Annotated in this window: 19 protein-coding genes, 1 pseudogene and 1 other annotated feature; of the genes and pseudogenes, 5 read left to right on the top strand and 15 right to left on the bottom strand. The window is 36.9% G+C overall.

What is annotated here, in order from left to right:
* Nucleotides 1-4 precede the first annotated feature (4 nt).
* Nucleotides 5-892: a beta propeller repeat protein gene (locus BK580_RS23825; RefSeq protein WP_211279013.1), complete on the bottom strand. Its 888-nt coding sequence runs from the start codon at nucleotides 890-892 to the stop codon at nucleotides 5-7.
* Complete coding sequence (locus BK580_RS08050) at nucleotides 882-1,352, bottom strand: flavodoxin (RefSeq protein WP_078379828.1); 471 nt, start codon at nucleotides 1,350-1,352, stop codon at nucleotides 882-884. The genes BK580_RS23825 and BK580_RS08050 overlap by 11 nt, the downstream gene beginning before the upstream one ends.
* A gap of 188 nt (nucleotides 1,353-1,540) precedes the next feature.
* On the opposite strand from BK580_RS08050, the gene BK580_RS08045 reads away from it, so the two are divergent.
* On the top strand, nucleotides 1,541-1,786 hold the full coding sequence (locus BK580_RS08045; RefSeq protein WP_078379827.1) for a hypothetical protein: 246 nt from the start codon (nucleotides 1,541-1,543) through the stop codon (nucleotides 1,784-1,786).
* A gap of 68 nt (nucleotides 1,787-1,854) precedes the next feature.
* Here the strand turns inward: BK580_RS08045 and BK580_RS08040 are convergent, their stop codons facing one another.
* A complete protein-coding gene (locus BK580_RS08040) occupies nucleotides 1,855-2,103 on the bottom strand; it encodes a hypothetical protein (RefSeq protein WP_078379826.1) in 249 nt (82 codons plus the stop codon).
* A gap of 226 nt (nucleotides 2,104-2,329) precedes the next feature.
* Complete coding sequence (gene dnaN / locus BK580_RS08035; RefSeq protein ID WP_078379825.1) at nucleotides 2,330-3,457, bottom strand: DNA polymerase III subunit beta; 1,128 nt, start codon at nucleotides 3,455-3,457, stop codon at nucleotides 2,330-2,332.
* Nucleotides 3,458-3,614: 157 nt separating this feature from the next.
* Between dnaN and BK580_RS08030 the strand changes: the two genes are divergently transcribed.
* Complete coding sequence (locus BK580_RS08030; protein WP_078379824.1) at nucleotides 3,615-3,815, top strand: hypothetical protein; 201 nt, start codon at nucleotides 3,615-3,617, stop codon at nucleotides 3,813-3,815.
* Nucleotides 3,816-3,844: 29 nt separating this feature from the next.
* Here the strand turns inward: BK580_RS08030 and BK580_RS08025 are convergent, their stop codons facing one another.
* From BK580_RS08025 to BK580_RS07985, 8 genes and pseudogenes are all read right to left on the bottom strand, one after another.
* On the bottom strand, nucleotides 3,845-4,399 hold the full coding sequence (locus tag BK580_RS08025; RefSeq protein WP_078379823.1) for a geobacillin-26 family protein: 555 nt from the start codon (nucleotides 4,397-4,399) through the stop codon (nucleotides 3,845-3,847).
* Between the two features lie 53 nt (nucleotides 4,400-4,452).
* Nucleotides 4,453-5,462: pseudogene (locus BK580_RS08020) on the bottom strand (HD domain-containing protein).
* Between the two features lie 23 nt (nucleotides 5,463-5,485).
* Nucleotides 5,486-6,472, bottom strand: a complete 987-nt coding sequence (locus BK580_RS08015) for a phosphotransferase (protein ID WP_078379822.1) — start codon at nucleotides 6,470-6,472, stop codon at nucleotides 5,486-5,488.
* A 22-nt stretch (nucleotides 6,473-6,494) separates the two neighbouring features.
* Nucleotides 6,495-7,241, bottom strand: coding sequence for a class I SAM-dependent methyltransferase (locus BK580_RS08010; protein ID WP_078379821.1), 747 nt, complete (start codon nucleotides 7,239-7,241; stop codon nucleotides 6,495-6,497).
* A 162-nt stretch (nucleotides 7,242-7,403) separates the two neighbouring features.
* Nucleotides 7,404-8,342 carry a hypothetical protein gene (locus BK580_RS08005; protein WP_078379820.1) on the bottom strand — a complete coding sequence of 313 codons (939 nt, stop codon included), beginning with the start codon at nucleotides 8,340-8,342 and terminating at the stop codon, nucleotides 7,404-7,406.
* 123 nt (nucleotides 8,343-8,465) lie between these two features.
* Complete coding sequence (thrS, locus tag BK580_RS08000; RefSeq protein WP_078379819.1) at nucleotides 8,466-10,388, bottom strand: threonine--tRNA ligase; 1,923 nt, start codon at nucleotides 10,386-10,388, stop codon at nucleotides 8,466-8,468.
* 320 nt (nucleotides 10,389-10,708) lie between these two features.
* Nucleotides 10,709-10,936 (bottom strand) — a binding site (T-box leader).
* Between the two features lie 152 nt (nucleotides 10,937-11,088).
* Nucleotides 11,089-11,520: a DUF4275 family protein gene (locus BK580_RS07990; RefSeq protein ID WP_078379817.1), complete on the bottom strand. Its 432-nt coding sequence runs from the start codon at nucleotides 11,518-11,520 to the stop codon at nucleotides 11,089-11,091.
* A 267-nt stretch (nucleotides 11,521-11,787) separates the two neighbouring features.
* Nucleotides 11,788-12,306 carry a protease inhibitor I9 family protein gene (locus BK580_RS07985; RefSeq protein ID WP_078379816.1) on the bottom strand — a complete coding sequence of 173 codons (519 nt, stop codon included), beginning with the start codon at nucleotides 12,304-12,306 and terminating at the stop codon, nucleotides 11,788-11,790.
* Nucleotides 12,307-12,629: 323 nt separating this feature from the next.
* On the opposite strand from BK580_RS07985, the gene BK580_RS07980 reads away from it, so the two are divergent.
* Together BK580_RS07980 and BK580_RS07975 are read left to right on the top strand one after the other, a co-directional pair.
* Nucleotides 12,630-16,724 carry a S8 family serine peptidase gene (locus BK580_RS07980; RefSeq protein ID WP_078379815.1) on the top strand — a complete coding sequence of 1,365 codons (4,095 nt, stop codon included), beginning with the start codon at nucleotides 12,630-12,632 and terminating at the stop codon, nucleotides 16,722-16,724.
* 266 nt (nucleotides 16,725-16,990) lie between these two features.
* Nucleotides 16,991-17,749, top strand: coding sequence for a TrmB family transcriptional regulator (locus BK580_RS07975; protein WP_078379814.1), 759 nt, complete (start codon nucleotides 16,991-16,993; stop codon nucleotides 17,747-17,749).
* Nucleotides 17,750-17,905: 156 nt separating this feature from the next.
* On the opposite strand, the gene BK580_RS07970 is transcribed toward BK580_RS07975, so the two are convergent.
* Together BK580_RS07970 and BK580_RS07965 are read right to left on the bottom strand one after the other, a co-directional pair.
* Nucleotides 17,906-19,087, bottom strand: coding sequence for an MFS transporter (locus BK580_RS07970; RefSeq protein ID WP_078379813.1), 1,182 nt, complete (start codon nucleotides 19,085-19,087; stop codon nucleotides 17,906-17,908).
* Nucleotides 19,088-19,274: 187 nt separating this feature from the next.
* Complete coding sequence (locus tag BK580_RS07965; protein WP_078379812.1) at nucleotides 19,275-19,862, bottom strand: lipoprotein BA_5634 family protein; 588 nt, start codon at nucleotides 19,860-19,862, stop codon at nucleotides 19,275-19,277.
* A gap of 519 nt (nucleotides 19,863-20,381) precedes the next feature.
* Here BK580_RS07965 and BK580_RS07960 point away from each other — a divergent pair.
* The gene (locus BK580_RS07960; protein ID WP_078379811.1) at nucleotides 20,382-24,461 is read left to right on the top strand and encodes a S8 family serine peptidase; all 4,080 of its coding nucleotides are present in this window, start codon (nucleotides 20,382-20,384) and stop codon (nucleotides 24,459-24,461) included.
* Nucleotides 24,462-24,556: 95 nt separating this feature from the next.
* Here the strand turns inward: BK580_RS07960 and BK580_RS07955 are convergent, their stop codons facing one another.
* Nucleotides 24,557-24,994: a BrxA/BrxB family bacilliredoxin gene (locus BK580_RS07955; protein WP_078379810.1), complete on the bottom strand. Its 438-nt coding sequence runs from the start codon at nucleotides 24,992-24,994 to the stop codon at nucleotides 24,557-24,559.
* Nucleotides 24,995-25,147: the final 153 nt, after the last annotated feature.

Here is a 25,147-nt window from a genome sequence, read left to right as displayed (position 1 = left end):
CATTTTAATGTAATAGCTTTGGCACTTCATACCTGTTATCGATCCATTTACTCTCGACTGGTGAGGAAATAAATATCTGATCATCGAAGCCAGCTCCTCTAAATCCATGCCCTTCTACCGTTTCAATTGGCAAAAGTGTCATCCACTCTTTATCTACCTCGTAAATTCTCGAAAAACCAAATTCATCTTTACTAGAAGTTGCATATAACTTTTCGTTTGCCATAAATAAATCTAGAAAGGCTTTTTCGGAAATTGGCTGATCGAACTTTAGCCATTGAGATCTATCCGAGTTTGTCATTTCGATAGAACCCTCTCCTAATTGAACATTTCCTTTTGTAATAAATAGAGAATCGTCATCATTTATGCAAATAGAAGAAATCATAGAATGCTCTTCTTTTTTTACCAAGGTTAGTTCTCTGGTTATCATCGAATATTTCCACAAGCCACCATGTTCTCTATTCACTTGTGTTCCTATGTAAATATAGTCTTTGTCATATAATAAAGCTCGGATTAATGGCGATGCCCCTAGAGATTGGAATGGTTTAATAACAGTCCAGCTAGAGCCAAAATTAGCCGAGACATATAGATTACTTCCTCCATGCGTGACAATTAATCCAGTACCATTACCTGTTATATCCCATAAACGCTGTGTAGTAGGAAAGGAGGTATGCGTCCATTTTTGTTGATATGGGTCGTAACGAAGAATAGTTCCATAATCTCCAATCCCAAATATGTATTGCCCTAGACGTACTAACTTATAAATATTTTGAGAGAGACCGTATTCCAGAAACCATTCCCCTTCTTCAAAGGAGTAAATGCCAGCCTTTTTTACCGCAACAAGGAAAGGTAGCTCTGGAGTGGATAATACTGCAGTTGACCCTTTATGAAACATGTTTTATCCCCTCTTTTGCTAGCATCCATTCGTAGACAGCTTCTGCAAATTGCTGACATTCTGCAACGTCTTCATCTGTTTCAGGATTGAGCTCCATTTTTAACGTTTGATTAAAAACAACACAGCCTTTTTCTGCTAGTGCTTCCACCATGATATCGACCGCTGCACAAAATTTCGGGTAGTCATGATCACCTGAACCAAAGCAAGCAGCATGAATACCCTCTAATTCTAATTCATTCAATTCTTCAAAAAAGTCTTCTGCCTCATAAGGAAGATCACCATCACCCCATGTGTATGCCCCAAAGAAAACACAGTCATATGCTAAAATTCGCTCTACTTCTATCGCATCCAGACAATCCATCTCCACGTCCCATCCTTTAGCGAGCAGGACTTCCTTCAAAATATTTGCCATGTCCTCTGTATTACCAGACATACTTACATAGCCAATAAATGCTTTCATGTGCATAGCCTCCTTACTGATAATCGTTTTCAATTAACTAACACTATAATAGTTGATAATGATTATCAGTGTCAACAGTTATTTTCTTTTAACAACTAAAATTGGATTTATAAAAATAATTGGAAATAATCTTATGCTTCCACATATAATTTTTGTAAAAAGGTCATGAAAGGAGGTTATGATTGTCCATGAAATCAAGCGGAATACGTTTACGAAGAGTACAAATGCTCGCCCATGAAATTATGGATGAAATGAATTTAAAGAATGAAGAAAGAGCATGTGAGGATCTAAATAAAGTAATCGACAACCTTTCCCGAGCAGTTGGGGATATGGCAGATCCGTCTGGTAACTTTTCTCTTGACTACTTAGAAGAAAAAGTCGGCAACGCACATTCCCTCCTATTCAAAAATAAGAAAAAACAAGTGAACTATTAAAGTCTTTAGAAACTCCATAATAAAAAGGGATGGACGTATATGGTTACGTCTATCCCTTTTTTCTCATCTTATCTTGCATTTCTTTCATACTGAATCAATCCGATTAATATAAATGCCCCAACGTACAATGGGGTAAAATAGAACAACAATATGTCAAGAGGATCAGTTTCTCCAAAAACGATTAGCGAAAGAAAAAGACCAATACATAACACAACTATAATAATAATTGGAATAAGATACTTATTCATACTTGGTAAAATTTTATTAAACAACATGGCAATTCCTACAAAAAGAAACATTAATACTGTCGTTAACAAGATAACCCATATTACCTGATCAACATTCAGGACAAAGGGCATTCCTTTATATTGTATGAGATTCATCAGCTAACAAAGTAAGCAATTAGTACCAATCCATTAATCTTTGCAAGTATTCTTTTTTTCAGATATGTATACGAAAGGACTTGCTAGTAAAGCGAGAACCAGGAAATCTGACATATCATCAACCCTTCCCTAATTTAGGATTATTTTAAGGGATTCTTCACTATGTCCGTACAGGTGATATTAAATGAAGCTGATTATCTGATCCTATTGGCTTTAATAAAATCGGTCTCATCGGACCACTAAAGCTTAACGAGATCTCGTCTTCTTTTAATGCTTTTAGAGCCTCTATTAAATATCCTCCATCTACCGCAATACTTAGTTCTTGTTCACCTTCTATTCCTTTTAAATATTGTGTTTCTTCAATTTCTCCCAACTCTGTTCCATGTGAGCGAATTTTTATTTTCGAACCTTCCTTTAGTTCTAAATATATTTTGTTATTGTTTGTAACACTTGAAAAAAGTGTTGCTCTATCTATTCCGTTTAATAACTGCTTTCTTTCCATCGTAATCGTTGTTTGAAACTCTTGTGGTATTAGCCGTAAGATATGCGGATACGTTCCTACGAGTATTCTTGAATAAAGTTTCGACATCGTTGATTTAAACATGATGTAATGATCACTAATGAATAAGTCGATTGTTTCAGAAGTGTTATTCATTAATTTAGATAGTTCATTAATAACGTTGCTCGGGACTATACAAGAGCAGTTTACACGAGCGTTTATAACCCGTTTACTTAATGCTAGTCTAATAGAATTAGTTGCTGCACATGTAAGCTCACCTTTAGAAAAATGAAAGTATACACCCGTTAAGACAGGCCTCGTTTCATTTTTAGATACTGCAAAAACGGTTTGTTTTAGCATTTCGATTAGTACCTTGCGTGCCATAGGTATGTACTGCGTATCATCCATTAGAGGTAGGTTGGGATATTCCGAGGCAGAAAAACCATTTAGCCTTGAACTAATTTCGTCAGATTGTATTGTTACCCGATTATTTTCATTCACCGTAAAATGAATCTCATTCGGCAACTTTTTGACTATTTCACTTAAATACTTAGCAGAAATAACAATGCTACCTGGTTGAAGCACTTCTACTACTTTGGATCCATTTGAAAATGTAGGAATAATCTTCTCTATCACAAGATCAGAATTACTACCAATTATCGTCAGATTGTCTTTTTCTGCAATAATTTTTATGCCAGACAAAATCGGGAGAGTAGCCTTCTCTGAAACAATTTTGCCAACTTCCAATACAGCATTTTTAAAAGCTGTATGATTGATGATAAATTCCATGAGGCACCCCCTTCGCATTAAGGAATCGTTACCTATTTCAAACGCAAGAACAGCTAATTTTTTTTATTTATCCGACAAATATACATTTTCAATAATACATACACCATTTCGCTTTTCCTATAGTATGCTAAAGCAACTGACAGAAAGGAAGGAGATTATGTTTAACGACGAACAAGTGCAAGAAGCTGTAGTTTCCCTGTTAGAAATCATTGTAATTCTCCAGCTTGAAGAAAATCCAATCTTAGGAATCGTGTTTATCGTCCTATTTAAATTTGTTACACATGACATTAGAATACGTCTCTTATTTATTTTGTTAGTAGTTGTTTTAGGTGTTCTTCCTGGGGATGATATTGATTAAATTTTGTTTTCTATTGAAGAAATCATCCTCTATTTAGTTAGTATTAAATAATAGTGTTTTGCATCTCGTAACGAACTATTTAAATCAAATGATGATTCAACAGCAATGTAAAATGCAAAACCTGCTAACACAGCGATAACAACACTTACTTCTTTTAACATTTTTCTTTTTTTCTTATAAAGAGTAAGCGTTGTAATTATTACAATTAAAAAGTATGATACTGAAATAATTAGTTTTCCTAAAACCTCTTTACTATCATTTACAGCAGTCCTAAAATTTTCTAAATCATTTTTATTTGCGGTACTTTCTTTAATAATAGTTGTATCTCCTCTATATCCAACCTTCCAAGAAAATGATCTTTGTTCTTTAGTTACGGTGTACTCATAACCCATAGTGTCCCCATCACTAATAACCCCTGAAAACCCTTGTTTATCTTCTTCACCTTGTGAACAAGCAGATAATATTAAGGTAAAACAAAATAGCATTAGAAGAATGATTTTTTTCGTTTGAATTCCCTCCCTTCCTTTAGTAATTTCACTAGATAATTCTTCATATAATCCATTCTCTACTGTAACAAATCCCACAAGTTAGATTTTAAGAAGTGTAAACCATTAAAAGGTGTTGTTAGATGTATCAGTTAAGATCCAACGATAATTTTGTTAATTATTTTATAACAAAACTCTCTTACTATTACTTTTACATATGTCCCACACTCAAATTTCTTTTTAGCTTCTTCTCCCATTCGTCTAACATTCTCAGATAAGCCCGATCCTTTTTGTAGTTTTTTTTGATAAAGGACAAGCGGATCTATTAGTCTCACTTTATTAGTCAGATGTATATCATATTTATTCCTATCTTCTTTGACTTGTACATTCCGATGAAGCTCCATTAATAGGCTTTGGATTTCTTGATCGTCTAAAGATTCTAGAAGCTGCATGACTTCTTTATCTGTAGCTTGTAATGCAGATAGGTCCATTAGATGTTTGTCCAGCGCTAATTTCATCACCTATGCTAAACGGTCATAGCCATAGATATTTAGTGGGTCCATGAAACATCCAATCACTTCTTTATAATAAGTTTCCACAAACCATTCAGCTGCTGACACCGTTTTCAAGCACATTTTCCCGTCCCAAATAATCAAATTCTCTAAAAAATAGTGAACCTCTTCTACCCGTACCGATACATATCACGAATCGTGTAATCCACTCGATCAGCACATAACGCAGGCACTGGCTGTTCGAGTATGCTCCTTTTTGAATCGTCAAACAGAATAGATTGATAGTCATAGCCATAGTTGCTAAGTATTTGCGTGATTTCAGACTCCGCAATGGTAGTAGTGAAGATTTTCTCGTGATAGTTTTCTTCTTTATTTTCAAAAACAAAATCAATGACATGAGAAAAAGCAGTTTGGGAGACATCATGCAACAATCCAGCGACTAGTTCTTCTAAAGAACCTCCGAGTCTCTTAATTAGCAGCATGACACCGATGGAATGCTCATACCTTGTGACATCCCATTTCTCATTCACTAAATAGCTTGACCCACCTTGATAGACACCTTTTAATCGTTGAACTGGACTACTGAGAATTAACTCTTCCAAGAGCCCTTCAATCAAGAATTCTCCATATATTTCATCTATAACGGTCAATTTCTTCTCCTTTTCACGTTACATTATAAATCTCCTAAGATACTTTCTAATTCTAAGAAATTCTCAGAAAGCCATATCATCTCTTCCGCAAATCGTACAGGAGGTCCTTTATGGTGTTCCATATTCGGTTCAATCCACCAAGTACTTTCCATATACCAAAGTAAGGAAAGTGCCTTAGTTAAGAATCCCTTTCCTATCGTTTGTTCTACCTTATAGCCTTCTATAAAAGCCTGCACAAGTGATAAGTTTAAGGAATGATGGAGTAAAGTAGCTGACATAATTGCTCTTGCGACATCAAGTTGAGGATAGTCATATTTCATCCTATCAAAATCTAAAATGGCGGAAACATGGCTTTCGGCAAATAAAATATTATCTAAAAATAAATCGCGATGAGCCCAACCTGTTTCATTTAGATTAAAATCAGTAAGGCTCATTTTTTCGGTAAGACTTAACTGCAACTCAATCGTTGGTAATAATGAAAGGTTTCCAGCTGCTTTAACTTCCTTCCTAACAGACCGCCAATGCTCCAGCCTTTTTTCGGGAGGTGGCGGAATAAATTCAGCCTTCTTTTTCTTTCTAGTAGCACCATTATTTAAAAGGCAATGCATTTTACTTGTCACTTTTCCTAAATCAAACATTTGTTGTTCATTTACTGTACCTGGTGCATGCAGCTTCCCTTCACAAAATTCCATTACCATGAAACGCTCCCCATTTTCGGATTCTAACAAGAACCGATTACAATTGGGATATAATTTCGGGCAAGGGAAACCCTCGTCATACAATCTTTTTTGTTGAGAAAACGTATATAAAAGCTCCTTCTCATTGTAGAGTCGGAACCTATCTTTATTAAACTGCTTGATTAGAAAATTGCCTGAATTCGTTTTTACCTTCCACTTGAGATTCAGCCACCCCCGATGAATAGGAACTGCTTTTGTAACATCCATGTCAAATAATTGTTTACAGCACATCAATATATCTTCTAATATGCTGTCATTTTTAATCGTTTCCATCGTACCCGCCTTTTACTTTGAGCTAGATTTTTTTACATTTTATTATGAACGTAGTAGGTACCATTTTGGCTTTTTCATACGAATACCATCTATTTTCGTGTCGCTGAATATCCTCTTCTGTTAAGCGAACATCCTCGATTATTTTTTCGATTTGAAATCCATAGTTGATTAAAGTATTTATATAGGTACTAATTCTAAATTGCTGCATGATGGCTGGTGCACCCCATGCTTCATGGTCGTAAGAACCCTCATCATGATAAGATTTATGAATCGTTAATTTTTCTTCTATTTTAGCTATACGACTATGTAGTGGATGCTCCCAGCTAAAAATGAAGGTTCCACCTTGCTTCAAATAGCGATGAATATTTTCCAATGTTTGTTCAAGATTTGTCGTCCACCCTAAAGCATAAATAGAATAGACAATGTCAAAATACCTTTCGGGCAGACCTGGGTTCTCTTCCATCGGAGATTCAAATAAATGTACAGGGGCATTGCTAGTTTCTAATAATGCTTTTGCAGCTTCGATTTGTTTATTGGACAAATCTATTCCCCAGAGCTCCCTAGCATTCTGCTGTTGCATATATAGGAGGGAATGACCGCTGCCACACCCAATATCTAGTACTTTCATATTGCTTACATCGCCGAATAATAGTAACTCGTCCTCGGTCGGTGCTAACGGACCATATTCAGGAAGCGGATTTCTTCCATAAAATCGCTCTGCTACTTCATCCCAGCTTTGCTTATTTATTGTAAGTGACTCTAGGTTCATGTTTAGACCCCCAATTCGATTATAAGAACATATATTCTGTATTTTAGTTTGTTTTCCTGCTTTGTTTTTGAAAAAACTGCTGCATATTGAATTTTTTATGAAAATATAAAAAAGGCCATTCCTCAAAATTCAGGAAATGCCCCTTTTCTATGTCGTTTGCATTTACACGCTTTCCACAAATTCTCTCCTCTTAGCTTTAGTACGTTTCAGTTCCCTTTTTTTCTCGGTTGCTTGTGTTTTTAATTTGGAGATGATGCTACTAATTTCAGATTGTTGATTTCTAGTTTGCTCTAATGAATTCTTAATTCTTCCTTGAACCATCCAATCTGCCACTAAACCATCGAAGAAGAAGTCGGTAAATTTTAATAAAGCTGAAATATTGAGCTGTAAATCTGCTTCTTCATTTAGATCTAATAGTTCCTTTTGAAAGCTTCGCATACGGGATTGAGCTTGGTGAATATAACTGGTGGCATCATCAATATGATTGTGCTTGACTGCTGTGGAAAGCATTCCACCACCAAACATGTCAATGGTACCCCAACCTTTCGCCTTCTCTAAAGATTCAATGGCATTGTGGAGAGATTGATTCACTTTATTTCCTGCGTCAATTGCTTCGTACAATTCAGTTAGAGCTGCTTTTATACCTCCTTCTTGCTCCTGTAACTCATATAGTTTTATGGAGGAAGGCATGTTACTTTCCTTTATATACGTTTCTTTTGTAGTAAATAAGCTATAATAATCACTTTCGACATTTGCTAGTTCAGAGAGCTTCTCTGCCAATTGTAGAATGGTTTCTTGAATTTCACTACGTGAGAGCATGGCTTCTTCTAACTTTAATTGAAGGGCAGCGACTTCTTGTTTTTCTTTGTCCAACTGGTTCTCGACTGTTCCCCGTAAAGTAAGAAATAATTTTGTTACACTGAATCCCTCTAGCTTTTCTACATCCTTCTGTTCGGTTGCCAACTTATGGAGCAGATTAGAAATCGCATTCTCAATTCCCATTAATTCTCTTTTATAATCCTCTAATTGCTTCTCCCATTTCTGCTTCTTTCTCATTTTATCTTTTAAATCTAGAAGATGATCGTTAATATATGTTAGCACTTTCAGATCCCCCCTCGTATTTACTCTATTTACGTAAAATTAAGGAAAAAAGTTTCATATTTTCCAATTTTAATAGAGAAAAATAGAAGGCCAGCTTCACTATGAAGCGCGCCTTCTATTCCATCATTTATCTAAACGTTTATTGTTAATACTTTCTTTTATATCAGAAATGAACTCCACTAGCTTCACTTCATTCGAATATTCTTTACCATGCTCTCTTACATTTACAGTTTGTTTTTCTAATTCCTTATCACCCACAACAAGAATATATGGGATCTTCTTCATTTGAGCTTCACGTATTTTATAGCCTAATTTCTCGTCACGTAAATCAAGGTCAACACGTATTTCCGCTTGTTTCAATTGTTGCGTAAGTTCTTCTACATATTCTCGATGAATGTCATTTGATACAGGTATTACTTTCACTTGAACAGGTGCAAGCCATACAGGAAAGACACCGCCAAAATGTTCAATTAAGATTCCAAGAAAGCGGTCAATAGAGCCAAATACTGCCCGATGTATGACCACCGGACGGACCTTTTTGTTGTGCTCATCTACATAAGATAAATCAAATTTTTCAGGCATTTGGAAATCTAGCTGAACAGTCGCACATTGATGGCTTCTCTTCAAAGCATCTTTAATGTGAATATCAATTTTTGGCCCGTAGAACGCTCCGTCCCCTTCATTAATTTTATAATCGTAGCCTAACTTATTTAACACATTCATTAATGAACCTTCTGCCTGATCCCATAACGCCTCTTCTCCCATATGATCGTCCGGTCTTGTTGAAAGCTCAATATCATAGTGGAACCCGAAAGTACGATAGACATAATCGATTAACTTTAACGCTGCTGTAATTTCAGCTTCGATTTGATCTGGTGTAACAAAGATATGAGCATCGTCCTGACAGAAAGTACGAACCCTTAGCATCCCATTTAAAGCACCACTGAATTCATGACGATGGACTTGCCCGAACTCGGCCATCCGAATCGGAAGATCACGATAAGAATGAAGCTTATCTTTAAAAATCAGCATATGTCCTGGACAGTTCATCGGCTTTAAGGCAAAACTCTGATCGTCTACTTTTGTAAAATACATATTTTCCTTGTAATGATTCCAATGTCCTGACTGCTCCCAAAGTCGCTGATTCATCATCAGTGGCGTGCGAACTTCTTTATAGTCGTTTGCTGTTTGTAGCTTCCTTAAAAATGCCTCCAGCTCATTTCGGATTAACTGTCCATTTGCTAAATAAAAGGGCATTCCAGGTGCTTCTTCGGAGAACATGAATAGTTCTAATTCATTCCCTAATTTTCGATGATTTCGTTTTTGTGCTTCCTCTAAAAAATGAAAATACTCCTCTAACTCTTCCTTTGATGCAAACGCGACACCGTAAATTCGCTGCAATACTTTATTTTCACTATCCCCTCGCCAATAAGCCCCAGACATATGTGTTAATTTAAAGGCTTTAATGAACCTTGTTGCTGGCAAATGCGGCCCGCGACATAAATCAACGTGCTCACCTTGACGATATACTGTGACAACATCGCTTTCTGGTATATCGGCTAATAGTTCTAGCTTTAATGAGTCATGTGCAAAGATTTCATTTGCCTTTTCGCGTGATATTTCTTCTCGGATAACAGATAAATTCTCAGCAATGATTTTATTCATCTCTTTTTCTATTTTAGCTAGTTCATCGCTAGTTAGAGTGTGCTCTAACTCAAAATCATAATAAAAGCCATTTTCAATCACTGGACCTATTCCTAATTGAACATTGCCATATAGTCGCTTAACCGCTTGAGCTAATACATGGGCAGTTGTATGTCTCATAATCTCAATCCCAGCTGAAGAATTAAGATCGAATAGCTCAATATCTGCATCCTGGATAATGCTCCTATTTACATCGTATAATGAACCGTTTACCATACCAGCCACCGTTTTCTTTTTTAAACTCGGGCTTACGGACTGTGCAATTTCCGCTAAAGATATACCTTGAAAATAATTCTTTTCCTTTCCATCTGGAAACTTAATGACAACTTCTCTTTGACTCATGCTTCACCACTCCTTATTTTTTTGAAAAATAAAAACACACATCCATCCCTCCTAAAAGGGACGAGCGTGTGTTGTCTCGTGGTTCCACCCAACTTCCCATCACTTTAACAATAAATGATGGCTTCGTTCTGCTGTATCGTAGCGCTACGGTATTGATTACTTTGAGTTCACCAATACTGCTCCAAGGCGGTAAGCTATTCTTTCGTGTTGGGAAGTTTCCAGCCGTGCCTTCCCTCTCTGTGAACCGTAAAGAAAAACTCATGTCCTTATCCGTGCTTTGTCCTATTTAGTTAAAAATAAAAAACACACCCATCCCTCATAAAAGGGACGAGTGTGTTGTCTCGTGGTTCCACCCAACTTCCCATCACTTAAAGCAACAAATGATGGCTTCGTTTTGCTGTATCGTAGCGCTACGGTATTGATTACTTTGAGTTCACCAATACTGCTCCAAGGTGGTAAGCTATTCTTTCGTGTTAGGAGGTTTTCAGCCATCCCCTCCCTCTCTGTGAACCGTAAAGAAAAACTCATGTCCTCATCGATGCATTATTTGAATTTTTAATTAATATATCGAATTATCTTCTACTAGTCAATATTAATTTACAACTTTTTCTTATTTCGTGCTTTGTAACTTATCTTTTTATTCATTATTTAAAATAACAAGTAATCCAAGCTTTTTAGTACTATATTGGTAATTTGATTTTTACTTTTTCCGACTATAATAAGGACCGCACCATCCTGATTCATGCGTTCTAACATACGTCCAGGTAAACTCTGTATCTACTACATAGATATCTTCTTCATCTAATAGGTCACGATGGTTAAGTGTAGAGGCTGTTTCAATCATAAATGCATGATCGGAATGTTGATAAAAGATATAACAGCTTTTCTTACTTTGTAAATTAAAATCTTCCTCTGCTTTTTCTCCTTCAAAGAAGTCCCGTTTATTGTAACTAAAAATATGCCACAAGAAGCCACTTGTACCATCAGTATCATATAAAAAGATTTTATCTTTTTCACTAGCAGTAATATGACTAGCAAAGTTTTTTTCCCATTGCTTTCTTAAGGATGATCCCTCATTCGGCATTTCAACTACATTCATATTTTTCCGTTTAAGTATATCTACTAATTCCATTGAAGCCCTCCCATATCATAATCAGGATTAAAAATCATAGCACTTCTTTACTTTCTATTACCTGTACTGGAAATTAAATCCATGTATTCAAGATTTAATATAGCTAACCGACAAAAACAAGTCAAATACTCTATGGAACATTTGATACAATGTGTCGATTATTCCCGACTAGCATCCCTAATTTTTCATACTTTCCTGATTTTAGGGCATGGGCCGCTAGTCCTCGTTCCCTATTTCCCCTTCCAACAAAAAAATAGGGCATCATTACTAAATCAATGATACCCTATAGGACGACCAAACATTCATCGCTTCAACGATATCCTTACTATTTAACACGGTATGCTCGTAAGTCTTCGCAAGACGAATATCCTTGACACCATTTACCGCTTGAATTTTTTCTGCTTCTGCCATCGTTGTTTCCATACTAAATCCGTAGAAACCAGAGGTATAGGTATGCCTTACTTTAGAAGAATCATCACGTTTTTTCATAAACTCTTTCTTCACTTGCTCTACTTGAACATTTGGTAGATTCTTTGTGTTTTTCTTTACGTCTACTTCTACGATCAATCTTACTTTTTCATTTGGATCAATTTCTGTACCGTCCTTATCGTATAAAGGGTGATCCCCCTTATCTACGGAAAAAGGAATTGCAGGTTGATTTTCTTTCGCCTGATGATCCACCTGCTTCTGCACCTCAAACTGTGCACTTGCAGGTGATGCAAAACTACTTACCAGTAAAACAAGAATAAAAGCATAAACAACCATTTTTTTCGAGATTCTTCTCATTTTCTCACCCTTTTTCTTTAATCATGCGAACGATTATTTTCTAATTATTCGCACTATTAATAGTAGAAGCTGCTACACAAGAAGTAAATCGGGGTAATTATTATGAAAAATCCCTAAAAACATCTGGTTATTTTTAACTAAATTGGTTTTGCTTTTTATAAAATAGTAACTTTCCCTCTACATTTTTCTTGATTTTCAGACTTTTTACTCAAAACGATTCCCCCAATACCAATAGATCTATGAATCTCTTACAATTTAGCCAAGGTTAATTATCAGAAATTTACGATTCTGATAGTTAGCTACACTAAAAACGAGGTGAAAAAATGAAGATTAAGGCAAAACTATTCAAGAGAACCGCTGCTGTAACGTTAACGGTTGGGCTTTTAGTAAGTCCCTTCCAAGCGTACATACCAACAGCTAGTGCTGACCAACCCACACGCGCCGAGCAAATCCTTCAGTCTTTAACAGAAGCACAACGAGAAGCCCTTCACAAATTAGAAGTTCAACAAAACTACGGACTACATGGTTTCAAGGAGAAAGAATTAGAAGAAGACAAAAATGTATCTGTCATTGTTCAATTTAAATCCGACCCAGGAGAAGTAGCTGTCTTAGCTGCTGCTGCAAAAGGCAAAAATTTAAAAATTGCCCATGCAAAAAATCAAGTGGACACTGAACATAACCAGTTTAAAAAAGATATGAAAGACATTCTCCCTACGCAGAATTTAAAGGGGAAAAAGCTTGGTAGTATAATTAATCGTGAATATAAAATAGCTTATAATGGTGTTGCGATGACACTTCCTGCAAATCAGGTAGAGTTATTAATGCAATCTGATGTCGTCCAAGCTGTTTATAAAAATACGGAATTTAAAGTCGACCCCTTACTACAACTAGAAACCTCTGAAGATGCGAAGCCTACAAATATTCCTACAACTGTTGTTGAAAGTATTGCACACTTAAAAATTGATAAACTTCATGAAGAAGGAATTACTGGAGAAGGTGTCAAAATTGGCGTTCTTGATACTGGGGTTGACTACAACCATCCAGATATTAAGGATGCCTATAAAGGCGGTTATGATTTTATAGATAATGACAATGATCCGATGGAAACAACCTATGAAGATTGGGAAAAATCAGGATATCCAGAGTATCAAGGTAACTCCTACTACACGTACCATGGTACACATGTCTCTGGAACCATTGTTGGACAAAACAAAAATGATAGCGAGGTTTCCTTGCAAGGAGTTGCCCCGGATGCAGAGCTTTATGCCTATCGAGTCCTTGGTCCTTATGGTAGCGGGACATCAGATGGTGTCATTGCTGGAATTGAACGAGCTGTTGAAGATGGAATGGATGTTATTAACCTATCATTAGGAGCGTCGATTAATGACCCTTACTACCCTACAAGTAATGCTATTAACTATGCTGTGTTACAGGGAGTTACGTCAGTTGTGTCTGCTGGAAACGCTGGACCTAATTCAGGCACATTAGGATCACCAGGAACGGCTGCCTTAGCACTTACTGTAGGGGCAAGTGATGTTCCTGTAGATATTACTAAATATACAGGCAGTGTTGGCAGTGATTGGAATACTGAGATTGTAAGCATGGCCAGAAGTTATAAAGATAATCTTTCTGACCTAGAAGGAACTTCTCTTGAATTAGTGGATGTGGGATTAGCTGGCCCAGAAGACTTTTCAGGTAAAGATGTGAATGGAAAAATTGCGTTTATTGCTCGTGGGGTGCACACCTTATTTGACAAAATTGCTCACGCAAAAGCAAACGGCGCAGTGGCTGTTGTCATGTATAATAATACGGGCGGACATGTTCCAACTATTGGAGAAGATCCGGCACTTATCCCTTCCTTCTCAATGACGGAAGCAGCAGGTTTAGAATTAAAAGCAGCAATAAATGAAGGTAAAACAACTTTTACATTTTCCAATGAGGTTCAAGCGCAAACCGAAGGAGACAAACTTGCAGATTTCAGCTCGCGTGGTCCAGTTCGTGAAAACAATGACATGAAACCGGAAGTTGTCGCTCCAGGTGTGAATGTGCTTTCTGCATTCCCAGCGTTTATGTTTAAGGATAATCCTAATGATTATAAGTACGCTTACGCCAAAATTTCTGGTACATCTATGTCTGCACCACATGTAACAGGAATTGCTGCCCTGTTACTTGAGTCCAACCCAAATTTAGATCCTGCAGCTATTAAAACTATCTTGATGAATACTTCTGTTCCACTTAACGGTGAATACAGTGTATTTGATGTAGGAGCAGGTAGAGTTTCACCTTATGAAGCCGTTCATAGTCAAATTATGTTCCAGGTTCAGGATGAAACACTTATCCCTGAAGAAGAAAATCTTATTACGATAAAAGAGCAAACTGGCGGATTAAGCTTTGATAGCCACTATGGAGTAGGTGATAAGCATATCCGAGTAACAAAAGGCATTCATATCACCAATTCCAGCTCAGAAAACAAAACCTTTGACGTGAAGGTGGAAGAAAACGTTGTAAATGGTTCTAAAAGCATGAAGGAAAATGGAATCACCATTCAAGCAAGCAAAAGTCTTAACGCAACCAAGAATAAACTAACGAAAACGAATGTTTTCGCCATGATACCGAAGTCAGCACAGCCAGGTGTGTATGAAGGTTACCTTACTTTTACGAATAAAGCGGATGCAAAGCAAGTATTCCGGATGCCTTTTAGTGTCAAAATTGGCGGTGACGGATTCAACAGTTTAGAACTTTATAATCCAGCCTATTCTCCGAGCTATTTAAATCAAGAGGGATTTAATAGTTTGAAAAATCCTTTTGTCTTTGCAGAATTCAACATGAGTGCACCAATGTATACGATGGACGTTATCGTACAGGATGGGAAAACGGGAAATGACCTTGGTATTATTGGAACAGCAAACTTAAGCTCTCGACCCGACAATACGAATTTACTAATGAATGTTTTTAACGGACATTACTATAAATTTACAGGCAATCCAAATGAACCGATTTCATCTGAGCAAAGTAAAGTTGGTACAGGACATTACAAATTCAAATTTATTTCGCAAAGTGTAACGGGTAAAACGTTCACGGAAGTTCGTGACTTCTTAATCGATATTGATAAACCTACGTTTACCAGCTCCTTAGATGGAGATTCGCCGTTTCTTGAATATAAACCAGGACAAGCAACCTATCCTTTTGAAATTCAAATTACAGATACAGCTGTAGAAGAATTGCAGGCTTTAGGAGTTGATATCGACCATTCTAGAAACCAAATGGTCTATTACTGGAATACTCCATTCCCTTCCACTCCATTACCTATGGATGAAAACGGAAAGTTTGTCGAAGAAATTGCAATGAATGAAAACGTTCCTGCCCTTTCCTTCCGTATGGATGGCTATGATTCTGCAGGAAATAGAGCACTTACCAAAAACTATTACTTTGTAAAAGAAGGAACTCCTGTTACCTACGCAAAGAGCGATGTTAAATTTGCAGAAACGGGAGAGGAAATTACAGCGCAATTAGTTTTAGATAATGTTGAAGCCGTAACAGAAGTTGAGTGGAATTTTGCTTCACAAAATGGTATTTCACTCACACATCTCGTAGATGCTACACTAACGGAAGCATTTGCAGATAAAGCTTCCATTAAAGTGGAAGACTCTAAGGTAAAGCTAACCTTTAACAACCCTAGTGAAAAATTAGATAAGGCAGCAGCTATCAATCTAACTCTACAGGTACAGGATGAAGAGTACTTTGTTTACGGTGAGGTTGCACCAAGAGCAACCTATAAAACTTCCACTAGTGAATCTAGTACGCTATTAAGTAGTGGGTTTAACTTCGAGGTTCAACCAGATTTTTCTAGAGCATATGGGCATGTGACACCGAAAGGATTCTATATCGAAGGCTCAAATGGTGGATCAGGCTATTATGAGCGCAAAGATTGGAGCAAAGTTGGTGCGACAGTTAAGCTGTATAGTCAAACTGGAGAAGTGTTTGATGGTACGCCTTACATTGATCAAGCAGCACAATATCACATCCCTAAGATTCCTTTGAGTAAGGATCCCTATACAGTAGAATTTATTGTACCAGGTCACTTTATCACGAAGAGTGAACAATTAATCGGTTTTGAGCATAATGGAAAATTATACGGTAGAGCTCACCATATTCTTTCCCATGATATCGTTGCCGGTGATGTAAATGGTGATGGTGTCATTGATATTTATGACGCTTTAGAGATCCAAGAGCATTGGGGCTCTGATTCTCGTAATCCAGACATCAACTTTGATGGTGTAGTAGACGCCAAGGATATCCATTATGTTGTAACGAATTATTTGAAAGTAAATCCAAGTCAGGATAATACACCTACACCGAAGGAAGAAGCAAACGGAAAAACATTAGAGGATATTTTAAAAGCACTGAATGTTCATTAATTAGTAAAGCGACTGCTCAAAGGTAGAATTATACCAATTTGAGCAGTTTTCTTATGTTTTTGGCTACCCTGAAAATAGAGTGTCACCTTTAAACTCCCTGATGATAAGACTCAATCTGTTAAACCATAAACTTAACAAAGCCTTGTTTTTAAAACTTATTTTAGTGGAATGACACATGTGTTGTATTTGGTTTCAATTTTCCTTTATTATTATAAAGGAAGTACTTTTTTAATGGTTCGTTTAAATGTTATCTTTTAGGAGGAAATATGCTACAAAAATTTGGTTTTTCACAGTATGAAAGTAAAGTTTTTAATGTCCTTGCCTCAAGTGAGGAACCAATGGATGCTACGAATATCGTTAAATATTCAGGGGTACCAAAATCTAAGGTGTATGAGATTATCTCACGTTTAATAGAAAAAGGGATGGTATTCGATTCCGTTTCTGAGAAGAAAAAGTTGTATACTGCATTGCCGTTATCACTTGTTATTGAAAAGCTGACAACTGAATTTCAGGATAATGTGAAGCAATTAGAAAACAACAATTACAAAAAGACTTTTTATGATGAACAAGTCTGGAGTTTAAAAGTTGATTCATCTATTCGAGCACAATGTAAACAGCTTATTAAAGATGCAACAAAATCTGTTCGAGTCTCTGCTTGGAATGATGATATAAAGGAATATGTAACTATTTTACAAGAAAAAGAAGAGCAAGGCGTTCATGTAGAAGTACTTGTAGTAGGTGAATTGAAAACAGATCTTTCGAATATACACACCCTCATTCCTGCAAAAGAACATCAATCATTAGAACAATTCCGATTAATCATCATTGATGATAAAGAAGTTATATTTGCTGGTATGGAGGATCAATCTTGGCAAGCTTTGAAAACAATGTCGAAGCCTTTTATTAAAGTATTCACGGAGTTCTTCTATCATGATGTTGCCCTAGCAAAAATTACCGATAAACACGCTGAATTATTAATGAATGATGAAGAGATTAGAACTATACTTATGAAATTACGCTACTAGTAATGTAGCTATTTTCTCCTAATCGGAAATTGATACATAGAGAGGCTGACTCAGAATGTTATTAAAACAAACATCTGAACCAGCCTCTTTTTTCATATTACATTTTTTCATATAACAATTCAATCGCCCTTATACACAAGCTTTTTTAGCATCAATTCACTTACTCACTTCGCTATTCCTAAAAAAAGATATGGAACTACTCTTTGCTTTCGCCATAGAAATAACGGCCGTACCTAGGGCTAAGATGATAAATAATCCGCCGACTGTAGCATTTTGTTCAACAGATGCACTTTCAATAACAATCCCACCAACTAAGGAACCAAAAGCAATCCCAAAGTGAAGTGCAGAATTGTTTAAGCCTTGCTGTATATCAGAAGTTTCAGGTGAGGACTCAATAAGATAGCCTTGTATGGCTGGTGTAATTGCCCAGCTTAACATACTCCAAATAATCATTACAATTAAAAATAACGGCAAAGCGAATGTTGTGTAGGGAATCGCAAAAATCGATAATCCAAACACGATAATTACAGATAGAATGGTAGGTTTTGTACCGAACCGATCAGCTAACATTCCGCCTAACCCTCCACCAACTACTGCTGCAACTCCGAAGATTAAATAAACAATACTAACCCAAGTTCCATCTAGTCCTAACGTCATTTTTAAGAATGGTGTCAAATATCCATATAAGGTTAAATGACCCGCCAAAAACAGAAAAGATGTCAATTGTGTAAATAATATCTTGCGATTTTTTAATGTACGTAGCTGTACTCCGATTGGAATGGGGGGCTTTGGAGCAATTTCCCCCATAAAGAAATGCACACCAATAGCGGAAAACAAGGTTAACACCGCGATCATGATAAAAGGAGCCTGCCAACCAAAGGCATTTCCCAACATTAATCCGATTGGAATTCCCAATACAAGAGAAGCGCTTATTCCCATAAATACCACTCCAATGGCACGAGCGCGGTATTTTTCCGTTACAATATTGGACGCTATCGTTACGCATAAAACGACGATCAATGATCCACTCACAGCTGAAATGATTCGCGCTAGTAATAATACACTAAAGGTTGTACTTAAGACTGCTATCATATTCCCTAAAAAGAAAACGAATAAGGAAATTAATGTTAAACGTTTCCGCTCCATTCGTGACGTTAAAGTCAATAAAATAGGAGCTGCTATTGCAAACACAAGTGAAAACACGGTTATGAGTAGTCCCGTTTCACCTAGACTCACGCCTAAATCTGATGAGATTAAGTCAAGCAACCCACCTACAATCAATTCCGACATTCCTACAACAAATGAAACAATCGTTAATAAATAAACTCGTCTATCCATCATATCACTTCCCTATAATTAAAAGTTACCACTACGATAGTAACCTAAAACCAAGGGATATTCAAGCGTTATTGCATAACTTCCAACACTTGCTCCTCTTTTCTTGCAGAAATTTATCATATGCCTTTCCTTCTATTTTTCAAGAAAAGGGTCTGTCCTATTTTAAATAGAGCAGACCCTTTTCTATTTAGTTAATTATTTTTACCAACTGTACTCCCTCCACATTGAATTCACCGAGTTTCTTTGCTGGATCTTTAGCGTATTCTATTATCCCCATCGATTTCTCAGTTCCTTTCATAACAGACCAATCCATATCGTTCATAATTAAGAACATATCACTATAAACTCTTCCATCACCAATAATCTTATTTCCTTCGTACGACACTTGTATTACTTGTCCATCCAGATCGATATTGTCCGTAGTTTCTTTGGCAAATAGAAGTCCTTTACCTTTTGTCACTCTGGGAATTGATTTAATCGCTTCAGTGCCAGGTTCTTCTTTCACTTCTTTTATCAACGATATATTCACAAGAGCATTCGCTGTTGTTTCGTCGATAATCATTATTTTTTGCTCACCATCTTCAAAAATTTTAAATTTATATTGTACTTTTTCTTTAACATTCTTCTCTTGATTTAATACTTCTTCTATCTGATTATGGTCGCCGTATAAAATAACCCCATTAGCTTTTACAAAAGAATCTTTAATTGCACTCCACCCTATCATCAAAGCCCCTGCAATAACTACCGTTAGAGATACTCCTATTAACTTTCTCATGTGTTCAGCTCCTATTTTGTATTAAAATTATTCAGGCTAATTAACTGAATGATAGATTTCTCCTTCGTTTAATTGATTCGCTACTTGCTTCCCATCCATTAAAACTTCTAATACGGCTATTATAATTTCTATGGCTATTTTCATTTTCAACCCTCCTTCTAATAACTCGTCGCTATTGACTTTATTATAGGTACTTCGCGGTTCGCTTCCCATCTATCTAGATTACATTTGTCTTACAGGTTTGTAAGATAAGCTTTTTTCTATCCGTTTTTTCCTAATTGGACTTCTTGTCTTTGAACTGCGATCAAAAATCCCCCTAATTTTATAAGCAAAATACCCTAAAATTTCACTAAATCGAAACCCTTATATCTATATATCTTCACGAATCAGGACTTTTAACTTATCTTCATTCCCCCGATACCTAAATTTCGATAATTCTCTTACAATTTAAACAAGAGTTATTTACAGAAAATTACGTCTTTCTTACTAGTATGAAAATTAAACGATTGAGGTGGAATCATGAGAATTAAAGAAAAATTCGTCAAGAGAACTGCAGCTATTACTTTAACGGTAGGGCTACTTGTAAGTCCTTTCCAGGCGTATCTACCAACCGCAAGTGCGCAGCAACCAACTAGAGCGGAACAAATTCTTCAGACTCTTACGGAAGAACAACGGCAAGCTCTACAACAATTAGAAGCAACGCAAAGCTACGGAGTACAAGGGTTTAGCGAAAAGGAACTTAAAGAAGACAAGGAAGTTTCTGTTATCGTCCAATTCAACTCGGATCCAGGAGAAGTAGCTGTACTAGCCGCTTCTATGAAAGGAAAACAATTGAAAAAAGCCGATGCAAGAGCACAGGTAGAAAAGGAACATAAGCAATTCAAAGAGGACTTACAGGAAATATTACCTACAGCTAAAAATCTAAAAGGGAAAGCATTGGGCGGCAACATTACCCGTGAATTTAAGACAGCCTATAATGGAGTGGCAATGACCCTCCCTGCTAGTAAAGTCGCAACATTAATGCAATCCGAAGTGGTTCAAGCAGTCTATAAAAATGCAGAGTTCACGGTAGATCCTGTAACAATTGAAACAGCAATTGATGCAGATCCAGCTACAACACCTACCACCGTAGTAGAAAGTATTTCCCATTTAAAGATTGACAAGCTCCATGAGGAAGGAATTACTGGTGAAGGAATAAAGATTGGAGTTCTAGATACTGGTGTAGATTACAACCACCCCGATTTAAAAGATGCTTATAAAGGCGGATATGACTTTGTTGATAACGACGATGATCCGATGGAAGCTACTTATGAGGATTGGAAGGAATCTGGATCCCCAGAATTCGCTGGTAGCAGCTCTTACTACACCTCTCATGGTACACATGTATCAGGAACCATAGTTGGCCAGAATAGTGGGAATAATAGTGATATTTCCGTACAAGGGGTTGCTCCAGGGGCAGATCTATATGCATATCGCGTACTTGGACCTTATGGTAGCGGGACTTCAGATGGGGTTATTGCCGGGATAGAACGTGCTGTAGAAGATGGGATGGATATATTAAACCTCTCTTTAGGAGCTGGAATCAATGATCCTTACTTCCCTACTAGTACAGCCATTAACTATGCTGTGTTACAGGGAGTTACTTCAGTTGTTGCAGCTGGAAATGCTGGACCAAATCCTTTCACATTAGGGTCACCTGGATCAGCAGCTTTGGCTTTAACAGTTGGCGCAAGTGATGTACCTGTTGCCATTACAACCTTTAAAGGAAGTGTAGGATCTGATTGGCATACGGAAATTGTCAGTATAGGAAGAAGCTATAGCGATGATTTCTCAACTTTAGAAGGTCAAACACTTGAATTAGTCGATGTTGGACTAGGGGCTGTTCAGGATTACGAAGGTAAAGATGTGAATGGAAAGATTGCCTTTATCGCTCGCGGCACCTATACCTTATTTGAAAAAATAGTGAACGCAAAGAACAACGGTGCAGTTGCTGTCATTATGTATAACAACATGGATGGTCATGTTCCAAATATCGGAGAAAACCAGGATCTTATTCCTTCCTTCTCTATGACACAAAAAGCTGGATCGGAGTTACTAGCAGCCATCCAATCAGGTAACACGAGCTTTACTTTTTCCAATGAAAAATTGGGTCATACTGAAGGCGATACGTTAGCAAGCTTTAGTTCTAGAGGCCCTGTCCGTATTAACAACGATATGAAACCAGAGGTAGTCGCACCAGGAGTAAACGTCCTCTCTGCTTATCCAGGTTTCATGGTAAATAAAGAGGATCCAACAGATTATGAGTTTGCTTATGCAAGACTGAATGGTACTTCCATGGCTACTCCACACGTAGCAGGAATTGCAGCGCTTTTACTAGAATCCAATCCCAACCTAGATCCTGCAGCGATTAAAACAATCTTAATGAATACTTCGGTTCCACTCAATGGGGATTATAGCGTATTTGATGTTGGTGCTGGTCGTGTTTCTCCATATGAAGCAATTCACAGCCAAATGATGATTCAAGTACAAGATGAAACTCTAATTCCAGAAGAGGCTACCCTTATCAACATCAAAGAACAAACGGGTGGATTAAGCTTTGATAGCCATTATGGAGTAGGTGAAAAGCATATTAAGGTAACAAAAAGCATTCACTTAACAAACTCTAGTACAACAAACAAAGCCTTTGATGTCGTAGTCGAGGAAAATATCGCGAATGGATCCAATAGCTTAAAAGCAAATGGAATTTCCATCCAAGCAAGTAAAGTGATTAATGCAACAAAAAATAAAGTAACAAAAACCAATATCTTTGCCATGATTCCCAAATCAGCAAAGGTTGGCGTATATGAAGGCTATCTTACATTTACAAACAAAGCAAATGCAAGTGAAGTCTACCGTATGCCATTTAGTGTGAAAATAGGCGAAGACGGGTTTCGAGATATTACTATCGCAAATCCAGCATATTCTCCACAAAACTATCACCAAGGTCCTTTTAATTACATGAAACTGCCAGCATTGTATGCAGAGATGAGCTTAAATGCACCAATGAACACTATCGATGTGGTTATTCAAGATGGAAAAACAGGTGAAGATCTTGGATTTCTTGGAACGCTTCATTCTGTACGTGAGGATACTAATATGCTACTAAATGCTTTTAACGGTACCTATTATAAATTTACAGGAGATCCGACTCAGCCTATTGCAAGTGAGAGAAGCATTACAAAAGCAGGACATTACAAATTAAAATTCATCGGAGAAAGTGTTACTGGTAAAGTCATAACAGAAACTAGAGACATGTATATAGATGTTGATCGACCTACTTTTGTAAGTTCGTTAGATGGCCAGTCACCATTTATTGAGTACAAACCTGGTCAAGCAACATATCCGTTTGAAATCCAACTATTAGATGCAGAGACAGAGTATATGGAAAATATCGGCATAGATCTTAACCAATCTAACAATGCAATGATTTACTTTTGGAACTCAACATTCCCATCTTCTCCTATCTACATGGACAAGCAAGGGAAATTGGTTGAAGAAATTGCAATGAATGAAAGTGTCGAAGCCCTACATTTCCGTATGGATGGTTATGATGCTGCTGGAAATAGATCAGGAAGAAAAGGCTATTATTTTGTGAAAGAAGGTACTCCAGTTACCTATGCGAAAAGTGATATTACAGAAATAGTTACTGGAGAAAAATTAGATTTACAATTAGTTTTAGATAATCTAGACGAAGTAACAGAAGTTGAATGGAATTTCGTACCATTATTTAATATTAATTATGCAAAACATGTACAAGCTAAGCTCACGGATGAATTTGCGGACAATGCTACTATTGAAGTGAATGGAACGAAAGTAAAAGTAACATTTAATAGTCCAACCGCAGTATTAGATCATACAGCGATTGTTGACGTTACCCTAACTGTTGACGCTGATTTAGTAGTTCTTGAAGGGGCAGTTGAACCAACTGCAACATATAGTACTTCAACAAGCTCAACAAAATCGTTACTAAGTGCTGGCTTTCAGTTAGAAATACAGCCTAACTTCAACTCTATAGTAGGAAATTTTATCCCTGAAGGATTTAAAAATGCTAACGGTTATGCTGAAGCAAAGGATTGGACTAAAGTTGGAGGTAAAGTTAAATTCTCCGATACGGATGGCAAAGCATATGAGATAAACACTTTCAACCAGACTGGTCGATTTGAAATTCCTAGACTGCCATTACACAAAGACGCCTATACCGTGGAGTTTAAGGTACCTGGTCACTTTGTAACAAAGAGTAAACAATTTATTGGCTTTGAGCATAATGGAAAATTATTTGGAAAAACATACACTATTCCTTCCCATGACATTATCGCGGGAGATGTCAATGGTGATGGTGTAATCGATATCTATGATGCATTAGAAATTAAGGAACATTGGGGATCAGATAATCGACATGCTGATATTAACTTTGATGGCACAGTCGATGAAAAGGACATTAAGTTTGTCGAAAAGAATTACTTAATGGTTAATCCAAGTCAAGATAACCCTCCAACGCCAAAAGATAAAACAAATGGGAAAACATTAAAGGATATTTTTAACGACTTAGGTATTAACTAGTCATGAAGAGGAAGCCCGGTTTTAATATAGGGCTTCCTTTTACATTTGCTCTAGTCACTAAAAAAAAATCGCAGCGTCTCTACGCTGCGATCCTCTTAAAGTTCTTCACAATGTTCGTCAAAATATCCTTGTAGCTTTGTGATTACAGACATTGGCGCATGTCCTTCGATTTCATGTCTCTCTACCATTGTAATAATCTTTCCATCTTTTAATAATGCGAATGATGGAGAGGATGGTGGAAAACCTTCGAAGTATTCACGAGCTTTTTCTGTTGCCTCTTTATCTTGCCCGGCAAATACTGTTACAAGGTTTGTTGGGCGTTTATCGTAATGGACAGCATGTGACGCTGCTGGTCTAGCAATTCCACCTGCACAACCACAAACGGAGTTTACCATAACAAGCGTGGTGCCTTTGCGTGATAATGCTTCTTCTACATCTTCTACTGTTTTCAATTGTTCGTAGCCAGCCGTTTCCATTTCTTCTCTAGCTTGACGAACAACATCATTCATAAATAAATTAAAATCCATATTCATGTTGTCTCACCTCTATTTTAAACTATTACTATCATACCAATTTCTGACGGATAAAGAAAATAAAATGCAAGTTTAATTATAAAATGATGGGGTATTATAAAAGTAACATCTAGAATTCCATACCCCAACTCTCCCTAGATGAAGGAAAGTGAA

Source organism: Sutcliffiella halmapala (assembly GCF_002019665.1).
GTDB lineage: Bacteria > Bacillota > Bacilli > Bacillales > Bacillaceae_I > Sutcliffiella_A > Sutcliffiella_A halmapala.
Note: the sequence above shows the minus strand (reverse complement) of the source record. Positions and strands in the feature narration are given on the sequence as shown.